Consider the following 17,905-nt stretch of genomic DNA (forward strand, 5'->3'; position numbering starts at 1 on the left):
TACGTCAGCTGCGGCAGGCTCAGCCCACCAGATCGAACCACTCGTCCTCGGTGATGGTCTTCACCCCGAGGCTGCGGGCCTTCTCCAGCTTGGAGCCCGCGCCGGGGCCAGCGACCAGAAGGTCGGTCTTGCCGGAGACCGAGCCGGCGACCTTGGCGCCGAGGCGCTCGGCCATGGCTTTGGCCTCGTCGCGGGTCATGCGCTCCAAGGATCCGGTGAAGACCACGGTCTTGCCCGAGACGGGCGACGTTGAGGCGACGGCCTCCAGCGGCTGGGGCGTCACTTCCTTCAGCAGCTCTTCCACGACCTGCCGGTTGTGCGGCTCGCGGAAGAACTCCACCACCGCCTCGGCCACCACGGCGCCGATGCCGTCGATGTCCGTCATCTCCTGCCACACCTCATTGCCCTGCGGCTTGCGGCGGCGGGTGGGCGGGGTCTCCTCGGAGGCCTCCTCCATCTCGGTGGGCATCTCGGCGCCGATGGCGGCATCGCGCAGGGCCTCCACCGAGCCGTAATGGCGGGCGAGCCGCTTGGCATTGGTCTCGCCCACATGGCGGATGCCGAGGGCGAAGATGAAGCGGTCGAGCGCGATGGTGCGCCGGGCCTCGATGGCGGCGAAGAGGTTCTGCGCCGAGGTCCTGCCCCAGCCTTCGCGGTTTTCCAGCTTCGAGAGCGACTGTTCGTTGCGGGCCTGAAGGCGGAAGATGTCCGCCGGCTCCGCGATCAGCTTCCACTCATAGAAAGCGTGGGCCTGCTTCTCGCCGAGCCCCTCGATGTCGAAGGCGTTGCGGGAGACGAAGTGGCGCAGCCGCTCCACCGCCTGCGCCGGGCAGATGAGGCCGCCGGTGCAGCGGCGCACCGCATCCTGCTTGCCGGTCTTGGGGTCCACCTCGCGCACCGCCTGGCTGTTGCAGACGGGGCAGTGGTGCGGGAACTGATAGGCCGTGGCCCCGGCCGGGCGCTTGTCCAGCACCACGGAGACCACCTGCGGGATCACATCGCCGGCGCGCTGGACCACCACGGTGTCGCCGACGCGGATGTCGATGCCCTCGCGGATCTCTTCGCCATTGCCGCCGATGGCGCGGATGTAATCCTCATTGTGCAGCGTCGCGTTGGAGACGACGACGCCGCCCACGGTGACGGGCGTGAGCTTCGCCACCGGCGTGAGCGCCCCGGTGCGGCCGACCTGGATCTCGATGGCCTCGATGACCGTGGTCGCCTGCTCGGCGGCGAACTTGTGGGCGATGGCCCAGCGCGGCGAGCGGGAGACGAAGCCGAGGCGCTCCTGAAGCGCGAGGCTGTCCACCTTGTAGACCACGCCGTCGATGTCATAGCCGAGGCTCGCGCGCTCCGCCCCGATCTTCCGGTAATGGGCCAGCAGCCCCGCCGCATCGGTGACGCGGATGGTGAGCGGATTGGTGGGCAGGCCGAAGCGCCGGAAGGCGTCCACCACCTCATGCTGGCTGGCGCCGGGCGGGCCGGGCTCGGCCTGCCCCCAGGCATAAGCGAAGAAGCGCAAGGGGCGCGACCGGGTGATTTCGGGATCGAGCTGGCGGAGCGAGCCCGCCGCCGCATTGCGCGGATTGGCGAACACCGGCTTGCCGGCCTCTTCCTGCCGGGCGTTGAGGGCGAGGAAGTCCGCCTTGCCCATATAGACCTCGCCCCGGATATCGATGATGTCCGGCACGCCCGCGCCCGTCAGGCGATGGGGGATTTCGGCAATGGTGCGCACGTTGGCGGTCACGTCCTCGCCCTGCGTCCCGTCGCCGCGCGTCGCCGCCCGCACCAGAACGCCGCCCTCGTAGCGCAGGGAGCAGGACAGGCCGTCGATCTTCGGCTCGGCGGTGAAGGCGAGTTCCGCGCTCTCGGCCAGATTGAGGAAGCGCCGCACGCGGGCCACGAACTCCTCGACCTCCTCGTCGGAGAAGGCGTTCTGGAGCGAGAGCATGGGCACCTGATGGACCACCTTGGCGAATTTCGCCGAAGGCGCCGCGCCCACCTTGCGCGAGAGGCTGTCGTCATTCTTGAGCGCGGGGAAGCGCGCCTCGATGTCTTCATAGCGCCGCCGCAGCCGGTCGTAATCGGCATCCGAAATGACCGGCGCGTCCTCCTGATAGTAGCGCGCGTCGTGGGACGCGATCTCCTGCGAGAGTGCGGCATGTTCGTCGGAGGCCTCGGTCGCCGAGAGGTCGGAGACGGCCTTGTCGCGGGTCGGAAGGGCGGGGCGGTTCGCGGTCATGGACGTCTTTTTGCTGGAAGCCGCCCGGTTCAGCAATGGGCGCCTGCAACTGGCGATTGTCTCTTTTTTGTAACCCGTCCAATGTACCTCCCAAGGCAAACGGGGAAACGGCCATGGCGGGGATGAGGAACACCATTCTGGGGGCGGCCTGTCTGGGCTTGGCGGGCTTCGGGGGCATCAGCTCCGCCGCTGCGCAGGCGGCGAGCGACGATGCGGCTCTTGTGGATCGCGGCGCCTATCTCGCCCGCGCGGCCGACTGCATGCCCTGCCACACGGGCGACAAGTCGAAGCCCTATGGGGGCGGCCTGCCCTTCAAGACGCCCTTCGGCGTGATGTATTCGGTCAACATCACGTCCGACCCGCAATATGGCATCGGCAGCTGGACCTTCGACGACTTCAAGGCCGCCCTGCACAACGGCATCCGCAAGGACGGCGCCTATCTCTATCCGGCCATGCCGTTCGACGCCTACACGGGCATTACGGACGATGATCTGAAGGCGCTCTGGGCCTTCGTGCGGCGCATCCAGCCGGTGGCGCAGCCCGATCGGGAAAACGAGCTGAAGTTCCCCTTCAACGTCCGCCTCGGCCTTCTGGCGTGGCGCGAGCTCTTCTTCACGCCCGCCACCTTCAAGCCCACCGCTGGCAAGAGCGACAGCTGGAACCGCGGCGCCTATCTGGTGGAGGCGCTCGGCCACTGCTCGGACTGCCATTCGCCGCGCAACATCATGGGCGCGGTGAAGTCGAAGGACATCTTCACCGGCTCCGAGGTGGACGGCTTCTACGCGCCGGACATTGCTTCCGCCGCGCTCGCCAAAAACTGGACCAAGGACACGCTCTCCCAGTTCCTGCGGACCGGATCGGCGCCGGGCAAGACCTCCGTGTTCGGCCCCATGGCCGAGGTGGTGCACGAGAGCCTTGCCTATCTCACCCCCGGCGACATCGACGCCATGGTGACCTATCTGCTCGACAGCCCGCCGCCCAAGGACAAGCCCGCCCCCGAGGCGGCTTCCCCCTTGCCGCATGATGTCTATGTGCGCGCGGCCAAGAGCTACATCGACAATTGCGCTCCCTGCCATCGCGACGGCGGGGTCGGCGCGGGCGTCGCGGTGCCGCCGCTCGCGGGCAATCCGGCGGTGACGGCGGCCGAGCCCTATAACGTCATCATGGCGGTGCTGGGCGGCCTGCCGGCGGGCGGCACCTATGGTGCCATGCCCTCCTTCGCCGGACGCCTGTCCGACAGCCAGGTGGCGGACCTCGTGAATTACGTGCGCACCTCGTGGGGCAACGGCGGCACCGCCAATGCCACCGCCGGCATGGTGGCCGCATGGCGCGCCACGGCCCATGTGCCGGATTATGGCACGCAGGTCGCTTCTTCCTTCGACTGCCCGAAGGTGGGCGGTGCGCCGGGCAACAGCGGGCCGGACGCCAAGGTGGTCGCCTCGCTCACCCAGATGATCCAGGGCGGCTCGCGGGCCATCGACAAGCTGGCGGATGCCTACACCTCAGCCTCCGGCGACAGCTCGCCCAACGGCGTGGTGGATGCGCTCACCGCCGCTTACTGTCCGGTGGTGGCGGCGAGCCAGGCGCCTGACTGGCAGAAATATGGCGACCTGCGCCGCTGGACGCTGCAGGTGGCCGCCGCCATTTCGCCGCGTCTCGCCTCCGGTACCATTCCGGACGTGCCGGTGATCTGGGCGGTGCCGGCGGGCACGGGCCTCATCGGCCGTGAGCCGGCGAGCCTTGCCGCCAAGCTGGCCTGCCCGGCGAACGACGGCAAGCAAGTGCCCAAGGCGCTCGGGGATGCGGCGGTCGCGCTGCTGGGCACGCCGAAGCCGCCGGTCAGCGGAGATGCCGCCAAGACCTATGCGACGACGCTGGTGCAGCAGAACCCGAAGGCGCGGCGGGCGGATGTGGCGAACGCCCTGATCCTCGCCTATTGCCCGGCGGTGGCGGCGCTGCCCGGCACGTCGATCGCGGAGCAGAACAACCTGCTGAACAGCTTCGGCCAGCAGGTCATCGGCACGCTGCAACTGCTGCCGACGCCGACGGTCGCGGCGAAATAGCCGGCAAACAACCGTCGCGGTGGGGTCAGACCAGTCCCGCCGCGACGTTGACGCCCAGCGCCAGCACGGAGGCGTTGAAGGCATAGGCCACGAGCTGGTGGCCGAGCACGAAGCGGCGCATCCGCGCCGAGTTCACGCTCACGTCCGCCGTCTGCGCCGAGGTGCCGATGGTGAAGGAGAAATACATGAAGTCCCAGGCATCCGGCTCCTGCGAGCCCGGAAAGCCGAGCATGGGATGGCAGTCGACGTCGGGCGCATAATATTCGCGGGCATAGTGCAGCGCGTAGATGCCGTGGATGAAGCACCAGGACAGCGCCAGCGTGCCGATGGCGAGCAGGATGTGCGCTGCCGCCGCGCCGCTGGCATGGGCGGTCGCTCCCGCCTCCATCACCACCGCCACGAGGCTGCTGAAGCTGGCGAGCAGGCAGCCGATGAGGATGGCGGCGGCGCCTTCGTCCTCCTCGGCGGCACGGGCCCGGATCTTCGCCGCATTGGAGCCGTTGACCATATGCAGGGTGAGGATGAGCCACAGCGCGATGCCCGCGTCCCAGCCCACCAGCAGGCGGGTGCGGAAGCTCAGCATGGGCGCGAAAAGCACGATCACGATGGCGACCCCCACGGCGATGGCGAGCCGGCGGTGCAGGCGCACGCCTCGCCGCAAGGCCGCACCCAGGGTCGGAACGGGAGGGGTGGAGCGGGACATGGGAGCCTTTGTGGTGCGGATGGCGTGTTCGTGCGGCATCATTCCCGCGTGTGGACGCGGCGATGTCTTAGCATCGGCCGCCAAGGTCGCCTATGATTGCGCTCCAGGTTGCGGATGGAGGCTTCCATGACGATTCCCAACGATGCGCGGGGCGGCATCGCTCCCGGCGGGCCTCTGCTGCCGGGACTGTCCCAGATGCGGCATTCCTGGGGCTGGTTCGTCGCCCTCGGCGCCGTCTTCATCCTGCTCGGGTTCGTGGCGCTGGCGCATCTCGTCGCTTCCACCTTCGCCACCGCGCTCTATGTGGGCGCGATGATCCTCGTGGCCGGCGTCGTGCAGGTGTTGCACGCTTTCCGGGTGCGGGAGTGGAGCCGGTTCGCGGTGTGGCTCGTCTGCGGCCTGCTTTATGTGGTGGCCGGCGGGCTCATCATGTCCGAGCCGCTGCTGGCGGCCGGCGTCATCACGCTGATGCTCGGCGTCGCCTTCGTGGTGAGCGGCGTGTTCCGCATCGCCGCCGGCCTCGGCGCGCGGGGCACCGACGGCTGGATCTTCATCGTTCTGTCCGGCGTCGTGACGCTGCTCCTCGGGGCGGTCATCATCGCCCACTGGCCGGTGAGCAGCCTCACCATTCTCGGTCTGCTCCTGGGGGTGGAGCTGATCGTGAACGGGGTGGCCACGCTGGTGTTCGGCCTTGCCCTGCGGGGCAAGGGCGTCTGACCCGTGGCGGAACCGCGCCGGGCGAGGGGGGAAGGGGCGCGCACCGGAACCGTGGTGCGCCTGCCGGTGCGTGCGCGTCCCGCGCCCGCACCGCGCGACCTGAGGCTCGATTTCTTCCGCGGCCTGGCGCTGTGGCTGATCTTCCTCGACCACGTTCCGACGAACGTCCTCAACATGGTGACGCTGCGCAATTTCGGCTTCAGCGACGCGTCCGAAATCTTCGTCTTCATCTCCGGCTACACAGCCGCGATGGTCTATGGCCGGGTGATGCATGAGCGCGGCTTCGTCATCGCCTCCGCCCGCGCGCTGAAGCGGGCGTGGCAGCTCTATGTAGCCTTCGTCTTCCTGTTCGTGGTCTTCCTCGCCCAGATCTCCTACGTGGCGGGCCGGTTCAACAATCCGCTCTATGCGGAGGAGACCAACGTCCTGCGTTTCCTCGACGAGCCGGACGTGACGCTCATCCAAGCGCTGCTGCTGCGCTTCAAGCCGGCCAACACGGACATCCTGCCGCTTTACATCCTGCTGATGGCCGCCCTTCCGCTGGTGCTTGCGGGCCTGCTGCGGCGGCCCAATCTCACCCTTGGCCTGTCGGTTGCGCTTTATGCGGTGACGCGCGCCATGGGCTGGAACCTGCCCGGTTGGCCGGAGGAGCATGTCTGGCTGTTCAACCCGCTCGCCTGGCAACTGCTCTTTGTCTTCGCCGGCTGGTGCGCCATCGGCGGATCGGAGCGGCTGGAGCCCGTGCTGCGCTCACGGGTGGCGGTGGTGGCCGCCGGCCTCTTCCTGGTGGTCTCGGCCGTCGTGGTGCTGAGCTGGAGCGTTCCGGCGCTTGATGGTGTCGTGCCGGAGGAACTGGGCGAGCTGATCTATCCCATTTCCAAGACCGACATGTCTCTGCTGCGCTTCTTCCACTTCCTCGCATTGGCGCTGGTGGTGGTGCATTTCGTGCCGCGGGACTGGCGGGGGCTCACCTCGCCGCTCGCCCGGCCCCTGGTGCTGTGCGGACAGCATTCGCTGGAAATCTTCTGCCTCGGCGTCTTCCTCTCCTTCGGCGCCCATCTGGTGCTGGTGGAAGTGAGCGGCCGGCTGTGGGTCCATATGGCTGTCAGTTTGGCAGGAATCGCAATCATGGTTGCGCTCGCCGCCGTGATGTCGTGGTATCATGAGAATGAGAAACGGCGGGGGCCCGAGCGGCCTCCCGGAGGACCGGCATGATCCGCAGGGTCGGGCCATGGATGATCGCACTGGCCCTGGCGTGCCTCACGCCGGGAACGCTGGCGGCTCAGCCGGCGGCGCCCGCCGCGTCCGCCGTCCGGGCCTGCCCCGCGCCTGACCGCTATCTCACGCCCAAGGTGCCGCTGCGCCGGGCGGCGGAGGCGGTGCGCAAGGGCAAGCGGCTGCGAGTGCTGGTCTTCGCCGCCGTTCGCATGCCGGCCATCACCGAGACGGTGGAGGCCAAGCGCTATCCCGCGAGCCTTGCTGCGGCTCTGTCCCAGCGCCTGCCGGGCGTCGATGTCACCGTAACGACCCGCATGGAGCCGCGGGCCGGCGCGGGCGAGAGCCTGCCGCTGCTGAATGCGGCCCTCTCCGCGCCTGTCGCCCCGTCCGGCTACGACCTCGTGATCTGGCAGCTCGGGTCCACCGACGTGCTGAAGGGCACCGACATGTCGGCCTTCGGCACCAAGCTCTCGTCCGGCGTGCAGGCCATCCATGCGCGGCAGGCGGACGCCATCGTCATCACCATGCAGTATAGTCCCCGCACCGACTTCATGTTCGACGCCGGGCCATATCTTCAGGCGCTGCGCTGGACCGTGAAGTCCGAGGGCGCGGCGCTGTTCAACCGCTACGACATCATGCGCTACTGGGCGGAGGAGGGGACGTTCGACCTTTCCGATCTCCAGCCCGGCGCCAGCATGTTCGAGGATGTTCACCGGTGTGTCGGTGATCTGCTCGCCCGCTTCATCACCAACGGCATGGCTGCGCCGGAGACCCAGTGATCCAATGCGTCTGATGTCCCTTTTCCGTCTCGGTGTCCTCGCGCTGCCGCTCACCCTTCCCGCCGTCGCCCACGCCGAAACCCCGGTGTGTTCGACTGTCACCAGCCAGCCGACGCTCCGGTTGCCGCGCGCCGCTGACAAGCTGGCGAAGACCAAGCAGCTCACCATCGTGGTGCTCGGCTCGTCCTCCACGGCAGGAGTCGGCGCCTCCGGTCCGGACCGCACCTATCCGGCGCGCCTCCAGCAGGAACTGGCGGCGCGCTTTCCCGGCACCACCATCACCGTGCTCAACCGCGGCGTGAACGGCGAGGACGCGCCCGAGAACGTGCGCCGCATGGACCGGGACGTCGCTCCGGCGCAGCCGGATGTGGTGATCTGGCAGGTGGGCACGAACGCCCTTCTGCGGCAGTTCGGCCTTGGCAACATCGGCGAAACCATCCGGACCGGCATCACCCAGCTTCGGGGCTATGGCGCGGAAGTGGTGCTGATGGACCCGCAGTACGCCCCCTGGGTGGTGGCGGACCCGGATTCCAAGCCGATGGTGAAGCTGATCGACGACGTGGGGCGCGAGATGAACGTGCCGGTCTTTCATCGCTTCGCGATGATGCAGGTGTGGCATGACCGGGACAAGATCAGCTTCCCGCAGATGAGCGCCTTCGACGGCTTGCACGGCAACGACTTTGCCTATGACTGCCTCGGCCGTTCGCTGGCCTACAGCGTGGCGATGGGCCTCAAGGCCCCGTCCCAGCCGGCGGTGGCCTCCACCGCCGTGCCGCGCCCGCGCTGACGCAATAAAAAGGGGCCGGTCGCGCCGGCCCCGTTCCATGCTCCGACCGATCGTCGGAAACGCTCAGATCAGGATGTCCCGCTTCTCGCTCACGGTCGCATCGGCGCCGAGGCGGTAGAGGATGGGCGCGCCGGTGGCGAGCTCGCGCTTCATGATGCCTTCCGGCGACAGACGCTCCAGCACCATCACCAGCGCGCGCAGGGAATTACCGTGCGCCGCCACCAGCGTGCGCTCGCCGCGCAGCACGCTCGGCAGGATCTCCTGCACGAAATAGGGCAGCACGCGGGCGACCGTGTCGCGCAGGCTCTCGCCGCCGGGCGGGGAGATGTCATAGGAACGGCGCCACACATGCACCTGCTCCTCGCCGAACTTGGCGCGGGCATCGTCCTTGTTGAGGCCGGAGAGATCGCCGTAATCGCGCTCGTTCAGCGCTTGGTCGGCGATGGTCCTGAGGCCGGTGAGGCCCATTTCCTCCAGCACCAGCTGGCAGGTGCGCTGGGCGCGGGTGAGGGCCGAGGTATAGGCCACGTCGAAGCTCAGGCCCTCGGCGGCGAGCAGCGCGCCGGCGCGGCGGGCTTCGCTGACGCCCTGATCGGTCAGGTTCGGGTCACGCCAGCCGGTGAAGAGGTTCTTGAGATTCCACTCGCTCTGTCCATGACGGACGAGGACGAGAAGCCGGTCCATAGGAATGTCCTTGCGTGGCTGGCGGGTCCGCGGCGGCTGAGGCCGCCGGGCCGCGATCGGAATGCACGCGAGACATATAGGACGCCGCCGGAAAACTCAAAGACGGCCCACCTTCCACCCCGCGCGCGGGTCAGCCGGCGAGGCCCAGCACATCGACCATGGAATAGAGGCCGGGCTCGCGGCCCTTGGCCCAGCGGGCGGCCGTGAGGGCGCCATTGGCGAAGATGGTGCGGCTCTCGGCCTTGTGCACCAGTTCGACGCGTTCGGAGGGGCCAGCGAAGATCACCGCATGCTCGCCCACCACGGAGCCGCCGCGCAGGCTGGCAAAGCCGATGTCGCCGGGGCGGCGGGGGCCGGTGACGCCATCGCGGGCCTTGGCGGTCCAGTCCGGCAGGTGGATACCGCGACCCTCGGCCGCAGCCTCGCCCAGCAGCAGGGCCGTGCCCGAGGGCGCGTCGACCTTGCGGGCGTGGTGCATCTCGACGATCTCGATGTCGAATTCGATGCCGAGGGCGGCGGCGGCCTGGCGGGTGAGGGCCGCCAGCATGTTCACGCCGAGGCTCATGTTGCCGGACTTCACCACGACGGTGCGGCGGGCGGCCGCCTCGATGGCTGCATTCTCCGCCGCCGAGAAGCCGGTGGTGCCGATGACGATGGCGATGCCGGCCTCGGCGAGGCGCTCCGCGAGACGCACGGACGATGCCGGGGTGGAGAAGTCGATCACCACGTCGGTGCCGTTGAGGGTGGCGGCGGCGTCGCTCTCGATGGTCACGCCGGCCGGCTTCAGGCCGGCGAGCACGCCGGCATCCTCGCCCAGATGGCCGCTGGTGCTGTGCTCCAGCGCGCCGGCAAGCGACAGTCCCTCGCCATTCAGGACCGCGCGCAGCAATTCCTGGCCCATGCGGCCGCCGGCCCCGTTGATCACCACCCGCAGATCGGACACGTCGCTTCGCTCCCTGAAACGGATACGTGCCCGGTCCGAAGGGCGGCGGGTCAGCCGTGGCAGGTGACCCGCCCGCACGACTCAGCCGGGCTGGGGACCGTCATAGCCCGAAATGATGATGAAGTCCGTTTCCGCCACGGCCTGCCGCAGCGGGATCGCCTGCTGGTAGGCGGGCGAGTGATAGCATTCCACCGCCGCATGGACGTCCGGGAAGCGGATGATGACATTGCGCCCGCGCGCCGTGCCCTCGACGATGGCGATGCGCCCGCCGCGGGCCACCGGCACACCGCCGAAGGCCGCCACCCGGTCACCCACCATCTCCGCATGGGCACGGTAGCCCTGCGGGTTGCGCAGCGAGATGCGCATGATCCAGTAGCCGGGAACGCCCGGCGGCTCGAGCGGCGGGAGGTCTTCGCTCACGCCTTCAAGGATGACGAGATCGGCCTGGGAATAGGGGCGGCGCAGATCGATGGCGGCCTGATAGGCCGGATCGTAATAGGCGGCCTGGGCGGCGTCGAAGCTCGGAAACTCGACGACGACGTTGCGGGCGCGGGAATCGCCCTCCATCGTCTTGAAGTTGCCTGCCCGGACCAGGAAGCGCCCGCCGTGGGCGGCGATCACCGGTCCGTTGGCCAAGGTATAAGGATGGTAGCCTTCGGGATCGTGGACATCGACCCGCGCGACCCAGTAACCCTTCGGCGTCCCCAACTCGCTCATGTGCGCCTCGCCCCATTGCGCGGCGCGGGATCACCCGGCCGCTTTTGCCAGTTCCTCCAGGATGCTCCGGGCTGCTGCGGACGGGTCCGCCGCGCCGGTGATCGGTCGTCCCACGACGATGCGGTTCGCCCCCGCCGCCATGGCATCGGCGGGCGTGGCAAACCGCTTCTGGTCGCCGGCCGCGCTGCCAGCGGGGCGAACGCCCGGGGTCACGATCTGGAAATCCGGGCTGGTCGCCGCGCGGACCATGGCCGCGTCGGTGGGCGCGCAGATCACGCCTGCAATGCCCGCCTCCTGGGCCTGGATGGCCCGGCGCCGCACGGTTTCCGTCACACCCTGAGCATAGCCTGCCGCAGCGAGATCCGCCTCATCATAGGACGTCAGCACCGTAACACCTAAAACTTGCAGGGCGCTGCCCTTCGCGCCGCGGGCGGCGGCGGCCATGGTCTGCGGGTAGGCGTGCACGGTCAGCAGCGAAACGCCCCGTTCGGCGGCGGCGGCGGTCGCCTTTTCCACCGTGTTGCCGATGTCGTGCATCTTGAGGTCCAGGAAGACCTTCTTGCCGGCGTCGATGAGGTCCGCCGCCAGGTCGAGGCCGCCGCCCACGGTAAGCTCCAGACCGACCTTGTAGAAACTCACCGCATCGCCGAGTTGCCAGACGAGCGCTTCGGCAGCACCCACGTTGGGATAATCGAGAGCGACGATGAGACGGTCGCGGATGTCCGGGGAGACGTCGGTCAAGTCAGGCAGCCTCTTCGATCGGGCGCCACCGGTCGGGCGCCGTGGTGTGCGTAGAGCGGAACCAGCATCCACCCCCCACCGGTGGCTGGTCGTGGGAACGGGAAATCGCATAGCTGGCGTGGTGGCACAACAAAAGCGTGCCGACGCCGCCATGGCCAACGAAGACGGTGGGTACGTCAGGGGCCTCCGCCAGCGCCGAAGCGACGGCCGCGACGATGCGGCTTTGCGCGTCGATGGCCCGCTCCCAGCCGCGGATGCTCTCGTCCGGCGCCGCGAAAAAGGCGTTGGCCACCTGCTGGAATTCCGCTTCCGGCAGATAGCCCGTGGCCGAGCGGTCGTTCTCGTGCATGGCGTCGCGCACCTCGACCGTCAGCCCGAGGGCGCCGGCCAGGATGGCCGCGGTCTCGCGGGCCTTGGTCTCGGTGGACGAGATGATGCGGCGGAAGCCGGTCAGGACCGGGCTTGCGGCGAAGGCGGCGGCGCGAGCGCGGCCGACCGCGGACAGGCCCCAGTCCGGCACCGGAACGGCTGGGTTCACCTCGACCTGCGGATGGCTCACATACAGGAATGAGGTCATTGCCGCCCCGGAAATGCGGGCGCGGGGAGGTTCCCCGCGCGGCAGGCTTCGGACCTGAGGCTCGGGCCTGGGTCAGGCGCTCGGGCGGCGGTAGGCCCACACGCGCGCCGGCGGCAGGTTGCGCCATACGCGGGGGGAGCGCTCGCCGTGGATCTCGCCCGGCTTCAGCGGCACCGGGGAGACCACCGCATAGGTGAACTGCACGAAGGGCGCGCCGGGACGGGAGAGGTCGAAGGCCTCGTTCACCATGCGGTCGCGCTCCTGCGGCGGCTTGGTGAACAGCGGCAGGGACGAGATGGTGCCGACCGCCGGGGCATCGAGCCGGTCCTTCAAGATTTCGTACATGGCGTACGCATCGCCCTGGATGACCGTGACGCCGGGGTGGCGCTTGCGCAACAGGGCGCAGAATTCGGGATTGTATTCGATCAGGAACAGGCGTTCCGGCGCGAATCCGCGGGCGATGAGCGCGCGGGTCACGGGACCGGTGCCCGGCCCGAGCTCGATGACGGGGCCATCGATGGCAGGATCGAGATAGCTCGCCATCATCTTGGCGAGCGCCCGTCCGGACGGGGACACGGCGCCGGTCTTGAGCGGGTTCTGGAACCAGGACTGGAGGAAGCGCATCTCATCGTTGAGACGGGGCTTCACGGACACTTCGCGACGCGGCGGAGTATGGAGCATTCGGTCGGCTCCGGCAGGAACGAGCGCAGAATTCTCTGGCGATTAGACGGGAAAGCACACCGGGTCAAGGCGCCCGAGCCATGCTTGGCACAGGCACCTTGACGCTGACGCTGTGTCAATTGCCGAGGAAGTGACCGAGTTCCGTCCGGAATTCCGGCGCGATGTCGGGCCGCGACAGGGCATAGGCGACGTTCGCCATGAGGAAGCCGATCTTCGAGCCGCAGTCATAGACCGAGCCGTCGAAGCGGACGGAGAAGAAGCGCTCGCGCTCCATCAGCTTCAGCATCGAGTCGGTGAGCTGGATCTCGTTGCCCGCGCCCTGCTCCTGCTTGGCGAGCAGGTCGAAGATGGTGGGCTGGAGGATGTAGCGGCCGGAGATGGCGAGGTTGCTCGGCGCCGTGCCGGCCGCCGGCTTCTCGACCATCTGGGTGATCTCGTGCGCCTTGGCGCTGGTTTCCTTGCCGAGGCCGACGATGCCGTACTGGTTCGTCTGGTCGTCGGGAACCTCATAGACCGAGATCACGTTGCCGCCGGTCTTGTTGTAGGTCTCCACCATCTCGGTGAGGCAGCCCTTGCCGTTGCCGTTGGGCAGATGGAGCATGTCGGGCAGGAGAAGCGCGAAGGGTTCGTCGCCGATCAGGTCCCGGGCGCACCAGACCGCATGGCCAAGGCCGAGAGGCAGCTGCTGGCGGGTGAAGGAGGTGGTGCCGGCCTTCGGTGTGTCGCGGTCGAGCTGCGCGAGTTCCTTGGTCTTGCCGCGGTCGGCAAGGGTCTTCTCGAGCTCGAACTGGCGATCGAAATGGTCCTCGATCACCGCCTTGTTGCGGCCGGTGACGAAGACGATGTGCTCGATGCCGGCGGCGACCGCCTCGTCCACGACGTGCTGCACCACGGGACGGTCCACCACCGTCAGCATCTCCTTCGGCACCGCCTTGGTGGCCGGAAGGAAGCGCGTTCCCAGACCCGCGACCGGCAGGATGGCTTTGCGAAGTGGCTTTGGCATGACGCCCCGTTCCTTATTTCCCAAAATGGAAAAGCCCGGCTTCCTAACACAGGAAACTGGGTGTTCGCAAAGCAACGCTATGGCCCGGAATTGGTTGCAAAACTTGAGCATTTTGCGGCCGAACAGCGACTACTCCTTTTAATTGACGCAGAAGGAGCGCTGCATCACCTTCACCTTGAACATGCAAGGAGGACGGCATGGCGGTTCTGGTCACCGGTGGTGCGGGCTATATCGGCAGCCACATGGTTCTCGCCCTCGTGGATGCCGGCGAGCCCGTGGTGGTGCTGGACAATCTCTCCACCGGCTTCCGCTGGGCCGTCCACCCGAGCGCCACCTTCATCGAGGGCGACGTGGCCGATGCCGACCTTGTCGCCCGCATCGTCGCCGAGCATGACATCAGCGCGGTGGTGCATTTCGCCGCGCGCATCGTGGTGCCGGAATCGGTCGCCGATCCGCTCGGCTACTATCTCGCCAACACGGTGAAGACCCGCGCGCTCCTCGACGCGCTGGTGAAGGCCGACGTGCCGCACATGATCTTCTCCTCCACCGCCGCCGTGTACGGCATGGTGGGCAACGATCCGGTGGCGGAAGACGCGCTGCTCTCGCCCATCTCGCCCTATGGCCGCTCCAAGCTCATGAGCGAGTGGATGCTGGAGGACACGGCGGTGGCGACCCCGCTGCGATACGTGGCGCTGCGCTATTTCAACGTGGCGGGCGCCGATCCGGCCGGCCGATCGGGTCAATCCACGGCGGGGGCGACCCATCTCATCAAGGTCGCCTGCGAGACGGCGCTCGGCAAGCGCGCCGCCATGTCCGTCTTCGGTACCGACTATCCGACGCCGGACGGCACCTGTCTGCGCGACTATATCCATGTGAGCGACCTCGTCGCCGCCCATCTCGACGCGCTCAACCACCTGCGGCGGGGCGGGGCGAGCGGCGTCTACAATTGCGGCTATGGCCGGGGCTATTCGGTGCTGGAGGTGATCGAGACCGTGAAGGCGGTCTCCGGCGTCGATTTCACCGTGAACTACGCCCCCCGCCGTCCGGGCGACCCTGCGGCCATCGTCGCCAAGGCGGACCGGATCCGGGCCGCCATCGGCTGGACTCCGCGCCTCGACGATCTGGAGACCATCGTGCGCCATGCGCTCGACTGGGAACGGAGCCTGGAAGCCCGCAAATCCGCCGCCTGAGGCCCCGTCCCACGCCCTTGTGAGCCGGAAGACGCCATGGCGCGGGCATAAACTTGCCCTGCGTTAACCGTGGCGCAACCATATTCGCTGCCCATTAGCTCTCATGGGACGCTCGGCCTGCCGCGTGTCCCTCGAGGTTCAGGGCCGCGCCGGCTGCGTGGCGGAAAGGCGGAGTGATGGCGGTGAAGACGACCCGATCGACCCGGATGGCGGCGCGGACCGGCAGGACCACTGCGCGCGGCCTCGCGGCGGCCTTCGCGGCCGCCGTCTCGCTGGTGGCGGTGGCGCCCGCCGGCGCGCAGGCGCAGGTGACGGGCTCCATCTTCTCGGGCTTCCAGCCGCAGCAGCCTCCGGCCCCCGAGCGCGCCGGCCACCCGCTGATGCAGCCCGAGGCCATCGCGCAGGCGCAGGCCAATTTCCCCAACTGCATCGCCGCGCTGCAGCCTTTGGCGCAGTCCAAGGGCGTCTCGCCGGCGAGCTTCCAGCGTCTGACCGCCGGGCTCGAGCCCGACATGAAGATCATGGACTATCTCGACAGCCAGCCGGAGTTCTCCAAGACGCTCGGCGACTACGTGACCATGCTGGTGAGCCAGACCCGGATCACCAAGGGTCGCGAGATGCTGGAGAAGTACAAGCCCATCTTCGAGAAGGTGGAGAAGGCTTACGGTGTCGACCGCTATGTGGTGGCGGCCATCTGGGGCATCGAGACCAGCTATGGCGACCCCAAGGGCATCGGCACCCGCTCGGTGCTGCGCTCCACGGCGACGCTCGCCTGCATCGGCCGGCGGCAGGATTATTTCCGCGACGAATTCATCGCCACGCTCCAGATCATCGACCGGGGCGACGTGCCGGCGGATCATATGAAGGGATCGTGGGCGGGCGCCTTCGGCCCCACCCAGTTCATGCCCACCTCGTTCCTGCGCTATGCGGTGGACTTCGACGGCGACGGCCACCGCAACGTGGTGGATTCCATCCCGGACGTGATCGCCTCCACCGCCAACAACCTCAAACTCGACGGCTGGCAGTTCGGCCAGACCTGGGGCTATGAGGTGGTGCTGCCGCAGAACTTCGACTACCGCTACGTGGATCGGACCAAGCGCTACTCCATGGCCCAGTGGGCGTCGCTCGGCATCCGCCGGGCCAATGGGCAGGCCTTCCCGCGTCCCAGCGACACGGGTTTCCTGTTGCTGCCCTCCGGTGCCAAGGGCCCGGCCTTCATCATGCTTCCGAACTTCGGCGCCATCCTGCGCTACAATCCGGCGGACGCCTACGCCCTGGCCATCGGCCACCTCGCGGACCGGCTGCGCGGCGGCGGCGACTTCGTGCAGGCTTGGCCGAAGGAGGAGCGGGCGCTCTCGCGCACCGAGCGCCTCGAACTCCAGACCCGCCTGTCGCAGATGGGCTACGACATCGGCAATATCGACGGCATCCTCGGGCAGAAGACCCGCGTGGCCGTGCAGGACTTCCAGACCCGCGCGGGCATGATCCCGGACGGCTACCCGAACCTCGACGTGCTGGCGCGCATGCGCCAGTGATCCCCCGCGGGGTCAATCCGCCACCAGAGGCAGGCGCGCCGTCACGCGCGCGCCGCCGCCGGGACGGTCCGCGATCCCGACGGTGCCGCCGATGCTGTCGGTGATCTGCCGCACGATGGTGAGCCCCAGCCCCGCGCCGCCGGTCTCGCGGCTGCGGGAGGCATCGAGCCGGTAGAAGGGCTCGAACACCCGCTCACGCTCGGCCTCGGGGACGCCGGGCCCACGATCCTCCACCACCAGATCCACCGCATCCCCGTCCCTCATGAGGGAGACGTCCGCCCGCCCGCCATAGGCGATGGCATTGCCGATGAGGTTCGCCGCCAGACGCTTCAGAGCCGAGGGCGCCGCCGCGACGCGGCAGGGAACGGACGGCGCGCTGAAATGGACAGGGGCCCCTTCCGCCTCTCGCCCCGCGCATTCCTCCGCCACCAGCGCCGCAAAGTCGGTGCTCGCGCCGTCGCGCCCCGTGAAGCTGCCGCGCGCGAAATCGAGCGTGTCGGCGAGCAGCGCCTGCATCTCCTCGAGGTCGCGCTGGGCGCGGGCCGTCTGCGGACCCTCCGGCAGGAGCGCGATGCGCAGGCGCAGCCGCGTGACATAGGTGGCGAGGTCATGGCTCATGGCCCCGAGCACGAGGCTGCGGTTGCGCACCAGTTCGACGATGCGCCGCTGCATGGCGTCGAAGGTCTCAGCCAGCCGCCGCACGTCCGGCGCGCCGCGGGGCTCCACACGCTGGGGCTCAAGGCTGGTGCCGAAGCGGTCCAGCGCGGCCGAAAGCTCGGAAATCGGCCGGGTTTCCCGCCGCACCGCGAGGACTGTGGCGAGCGCCACCGCGATGCCCAGCAGCCCGGCCACGAGGCCGACGGGAACGCCGAAAAGCCGCGCGGTCAGTTCCCCCCGGGCGCGCACCAGCAGGAAGCGGCCATCGGCCAGCCCGACGGTCATGCGCAATTCCCGTGCGGGCCAGGACAGCATCATCGGAATCCAGCGCCCGCCGAAGGCCGTGTCGAGGACGACGGTCACCTCGCGCGGATCGTTCTTCCCCAGTTGCGCCCGGATGAGGCGCTCGAGCAGGGGCACACGCTCCAGCAGCGGCGGGCGCTTCGTCTCTCCTGTCTCGGGCTGCGGCGCGATGCGGGCGCGAAAGCCGGGGCCGCTGACGGCATCGAGCGCAAGCGCGCGGTCCGGCTCCGGCAGCCGGTCCAGCAGTTGCGCGAGGGCTCCCACCTGCGTCGCCATGGAGCCGGCGACACCTTCGCCGTTCAGACGCCGATCCGTGAAATAGGCCGCCGTCATGAGCATCTGGGCGATGACGAGGCCGCCCGCGATGA

17 protein-coding genes are annotated in these 17,905 nt (G+C 68.6%); 7 read left to right on the top strand and 10 right to left on the bottom strand.

The genetic code is table 11. The annotated features are described in order from the left end of the window. Window positions 1-19: 19 nt before the first annotated feature. The gene (gene ligA / locus AZC_RS00750) at window positions 20-2,239 is read right to left on the bottom strand and encodes an NAD-dependent DNA ligase LigA (protein ID WP_012168680.1); all 2,220 of its coding nucleotides are present in this window, start codon (window positions 2,237-2,239) and stop codon (window positions 20-22) included. 113 nt (window positions 2,240-2,352) lie between these two features. Here ligA and AZC_RS00755 point away from each other — a divergent pair, with 113 nt between their 5' ends. Continuing rightward, window positions 2,353-4,302, top strand: coding sequence for a c-type cytochrome (locus tag AZC_RS00755; RefSeq protein WP_012168681.1), 1,950 nt, complete (start codon window positions 2,353-2,355; stop codon window positions 4,300-4,302). A 25-nt stretch (window positions 4,303-4,327) separates the two neighbouring features. Here AZC_RS00755 and AZC_RS00760 read toward each other — a convergent pair whose 3' ends face one another. Beyond that, window positions 4,328-5,005, bottom strand: a complete 678-nt coding sequence (locus AZC_RS00760) for a DUF1345 domain-containing protein (protein WP_043879877.1) — start codon at window positions 5,003-5,005, stop codon at window positions 4,328-4,330. Between the two features lie 126 nt (window positions 5,006-5,131). Between AZC_RS00760 and AZC_RS00765 the strand changes: the two genes are divergently transcribed. From AZC_RS00765 to AZC_RS00780, 4 genes are read left to right on the top strand one after another with little or no spacing between them, the layout of a single operon-like run. Further along, window positions 5,132-5,722, top strand: coding sequence for an HdeD family acid-resistance protein (locus tag AZC_RS00765; protein ID WP_043878719.1), 591 nt, complete (start codon window positions 5,132-5,134; stop codon window positions 5,720-5,722). A gap of 3 nt (window positions 5,723-5,725) precedes the next feature. Continuing rightward, entirely contained in the window at window positions 5,726-6,937 is a 1,212-nt protein-coding gene (locus AZC_RS00770; RefSeq protein ID WP_012168684.1) for an OpgC family protein, read from the top strand. Further along, a complete protein-coding gene (locus AZC_RS00775) occupies window positions 6,934-7,719 on the top strand; it encodes an SGNH/GDSL hydrolase family protein (RefSeq protein WP_012168685.1) in 786 nt (261 codons plus the stop codon). The genes AZC_RS00770 and AZC_RS00775 overlap by 4 nt, the downstream gene beginning before the upstream one ends. A 13-nt stretch (window positions 7,720-7,732) precedes the next feature. Then, window positions 7,733-8,506: an SGNH/GDSL hydrolase family protein gene (locus AZC_RS00780; protein WP_158304087.1), complete on the top strand. Its 774-nt coding sequence runs from the start codon at window positions 7,733-7,735 to the stop codon at window positions 8,504-8,506. A gap of 63 nt (window positions 8,507-8,569) precedes the next feature. On the opposite strand, the gene AZC_RS00785 is transcribed toward AZC_RS00780, so the two are convergent. The 7 genes from AZC_RS00785 to galU form a co-directional block, all read right to left on the bottom strand. Further along, complete coding sequence (locus AZC_RS00785; RefSeq protein ID WP_012168687.1) at window positions 8,570-9,190, bottom strand: 2,3-bisphosphoglycerate-dependent phosphoglycerate mutase; 621 nt, start codon at window positions 9,188-9,190, stop codon at window positions 8,570-8,572. Between the two features lie 130 nt (window positions 9,191-9,320). Further along, window positions 9,321-10,133 (bottom strand): 4-hydroxy-tetrahydrodipicolinate reductase, encoded by an 813-nt coding sequence (gene dapB / locus AZC_RS00790; RefSeq protein ID WP_043878720.1) that lies wholly within the window; start codon window positions 10,131-10,133, stop codon window positions 9,321-9,323. Window positions 10,134-10,214: 81 nt separating this feature from the next. Beyond that, window positions 10,215-10,850 carry a DUF1330 domain-containing protein gene (locus AZC_RS26345; protein ID WP_012168689.1) on the bottom strand — a complete coding sequence of 212 codons (636 nt, stop codon included), beginning with the start codon at window positions 10,848-10,850 and terminating at the stop codon, window positions 10,215-10,217. Between the two features lie 30 nt (window positions 10,851-10,880). Then, entirely contained in the window at window positions 10,881-11,591 is a 711-nt protein-coding gene (pyrF, locus tag AZC_RS00800) for an orotidine-5'-phosphate decarboxylase (RefSeq protein ID WP_012168690.1), read from the bottom strand. Between the two features lies 1 nt (window position 11,592). Continuing rightward, window positions 11,593-12,168: a histidine phosphatase family protein gene (locus tag AZC_RS00805; protein WP_012168691.1), complete on the bottom strand. Its 576-nt coding sequence runs from the start codon at window positions 12,166-12,168 to the stop codon at window positions 11,593-11,595. Between the two features lie 72 nt (window positions 12,169-12,240). Beyond that, the gene (locus AZC_RS00810) at window positions 12,241-12,849 is read right to left on the bottom strand and encodes a class I SAM-dependent methyltransferase (protein WP_012168692.1); all 609 of its coding nucleotides are present in this window, start codon (window positions 12,847-12,849) and stop codon (window positions 12,241-12,243) included. 115 nt (window positions 12,850-12,964) lie between these two features. Beyond that, window positions 12,965-13,852: a UTP--glucose-1-phosphate uridylyltransferase GalU gene (gene galU / locus AZC_RS00815; RefSeq protein WP_043878721.1), complete on the bottom strand. Its 888-nt coding sequence runs from the start codon at window positions 13,850-13,852 to the stop codon at window positions 12,965-12,967. A 197-nt stretch (window positions 13,853-14,049) separates the two neighbouring features. Between galU and galE the strand changes: the two genes are divergently transcribed. Beyond that, a complete protein-coding gene (gene galE / locus AZC_RS00820) occupies window positions 14,050-15,042 on the top strand; it encodes a UDP-glucose 4-epimerase GalE (RefSeq protein WP_012168694.1) in 993 nt (330 codons plus the stop codon). Between the two features lie 206 nt (window positions 15,043-15,248). Continuing rightward, complete coding sequence (locus AZC_RS00825; protein WP_043879881.1) at window positions 15,249-16,577, top strand: lytic murein transglycosylase; 1,329 nt, start codon at window positions 15,249-15,251, stop codon at window positions 16,575-16,577. A 12-nt stretch (window positions 16,578-16,589) separates the two neighbouring features. Here the strand turns inward: AZC_RS00825 and AZC_RS00830 are convergent, their stop codons facing one another. Continuing rightward, window positions 16,590-17,876 (bottom strand): sensor histidine kinase, encoded by a 1,287-nt coding sequence (locus AZC_RS00830; RefSeq protein WP_420794827.1) that lies wholly within the window; start codon window positions 17,874-17,876, stop codon window positions 16,590-16,592. Window positions 17,877-17,905: the final 29 nt, after the last annotated feature.

This window comes from Azorhizobium caulinodans ORS 571 (assembly GCF_000010525.1).
Classification (GTDB): domain Bacteria; phylum Pseudomonadota; class Alphaproteobacteria; order Rhizobiales; family Xanthobacteraceae; genus Azorhizobium; species Azorhizobium caulinodans.

Coding starts and splice junctions, on each gene's coding strand:
- ligA (WP_012168680.1), bottom strand. CDS start 2,239: ATGACCGCGAACCGCCCCGCCCTTCCGACCCGCGACAAGGCCGTCTCC.
- AZC_RS00755 (WP_012168681.1), top strand. CDS start 2,353: ATGGCGGGGATGAGGAACACCATTCTGGGGGCGGCCTGTCTGGGCTTG.
- AZC_RS00760 (WP_043879877.1), bottom strand. CDS start 5,005: ATGTCCCGCTCCACCCCTCCCGTTCCGACCCTGGGTGCGGCCTTGCGG.
- AZC_RS00765 (WP_043878719.1), top strand. CDS start 5,132: ATGACGATTCCCAACGATGCGCGGGGCGGCATCGCTCCCGGCGGGCCT.
- AZC_RS00775 (WP_012168685.1), top strand. CDS start 6,934: ATGATCCGCAGGGTCGGGCCATGGATGATCGCACTGGCCCTGGCGTGC.
- AZC_RS00780 (WP_158304087.1), top strand. CDS start 7,733: ATGTCCCTTTTCCGTCTCGGTGTCCTCGCGCTGCCGCTCACCCTTCCC.
- AZC_RS00785 (WP_012168687.1), bottom strand. CDS start 9,190: ATGGACCGGCTTCTCGTCCTCGTCCGTCATGGACAGAGCGAGTGGAAT.
- AZC_RS26345 (WP_012168689.1), bottom strand. CDS start 10,850: ATGAGCGAGTTGGGGACGCCGAAGGGTTACTGGGTCGCGCGGGTCGAT.
- AZC_RS00805 (WP_012168691.1), bottom strand. CDS start 12,168: ATGACCTCATTCCTGTATGTGAGCCATCCGCAGGTCGAGGTGAACCCA.
- AZC_RS00810 (WP_012168692.1), bottom strand. CDS start 12,849: ATGCTCCATACTCCGCCGCGTCGCGAAGTGTCCGTGAAGCCCCGTCTC.
- galU (WP_043878721.1), bottom strand. CDS start 13,852: ATGCCAAAGCCACTTCGCAAAGCCATCCTGCCGGTCGCGGGTCTGGGA.
- galE (WP_012168694.1), top strand. CDS start 14,050: ATGGCGGTTCTGGTCACCGGTGGTGCGGGCTATATCGGCAGCCACATG.
- AZC_RS00825 (WP_043879881.1), top strand. CDS start 15,249: ATGGCGGCGCGGACCGGCAGGACCACTGCGCGCGGCCTCGCGGCGGCC.
- AZC_RS00830 (WP_420794827.1), bottom strand. CDS start 17,876: ATGCTCATGACGGCGGCCTATTTCACGGATCGGCGTCTGAACGGCGAA.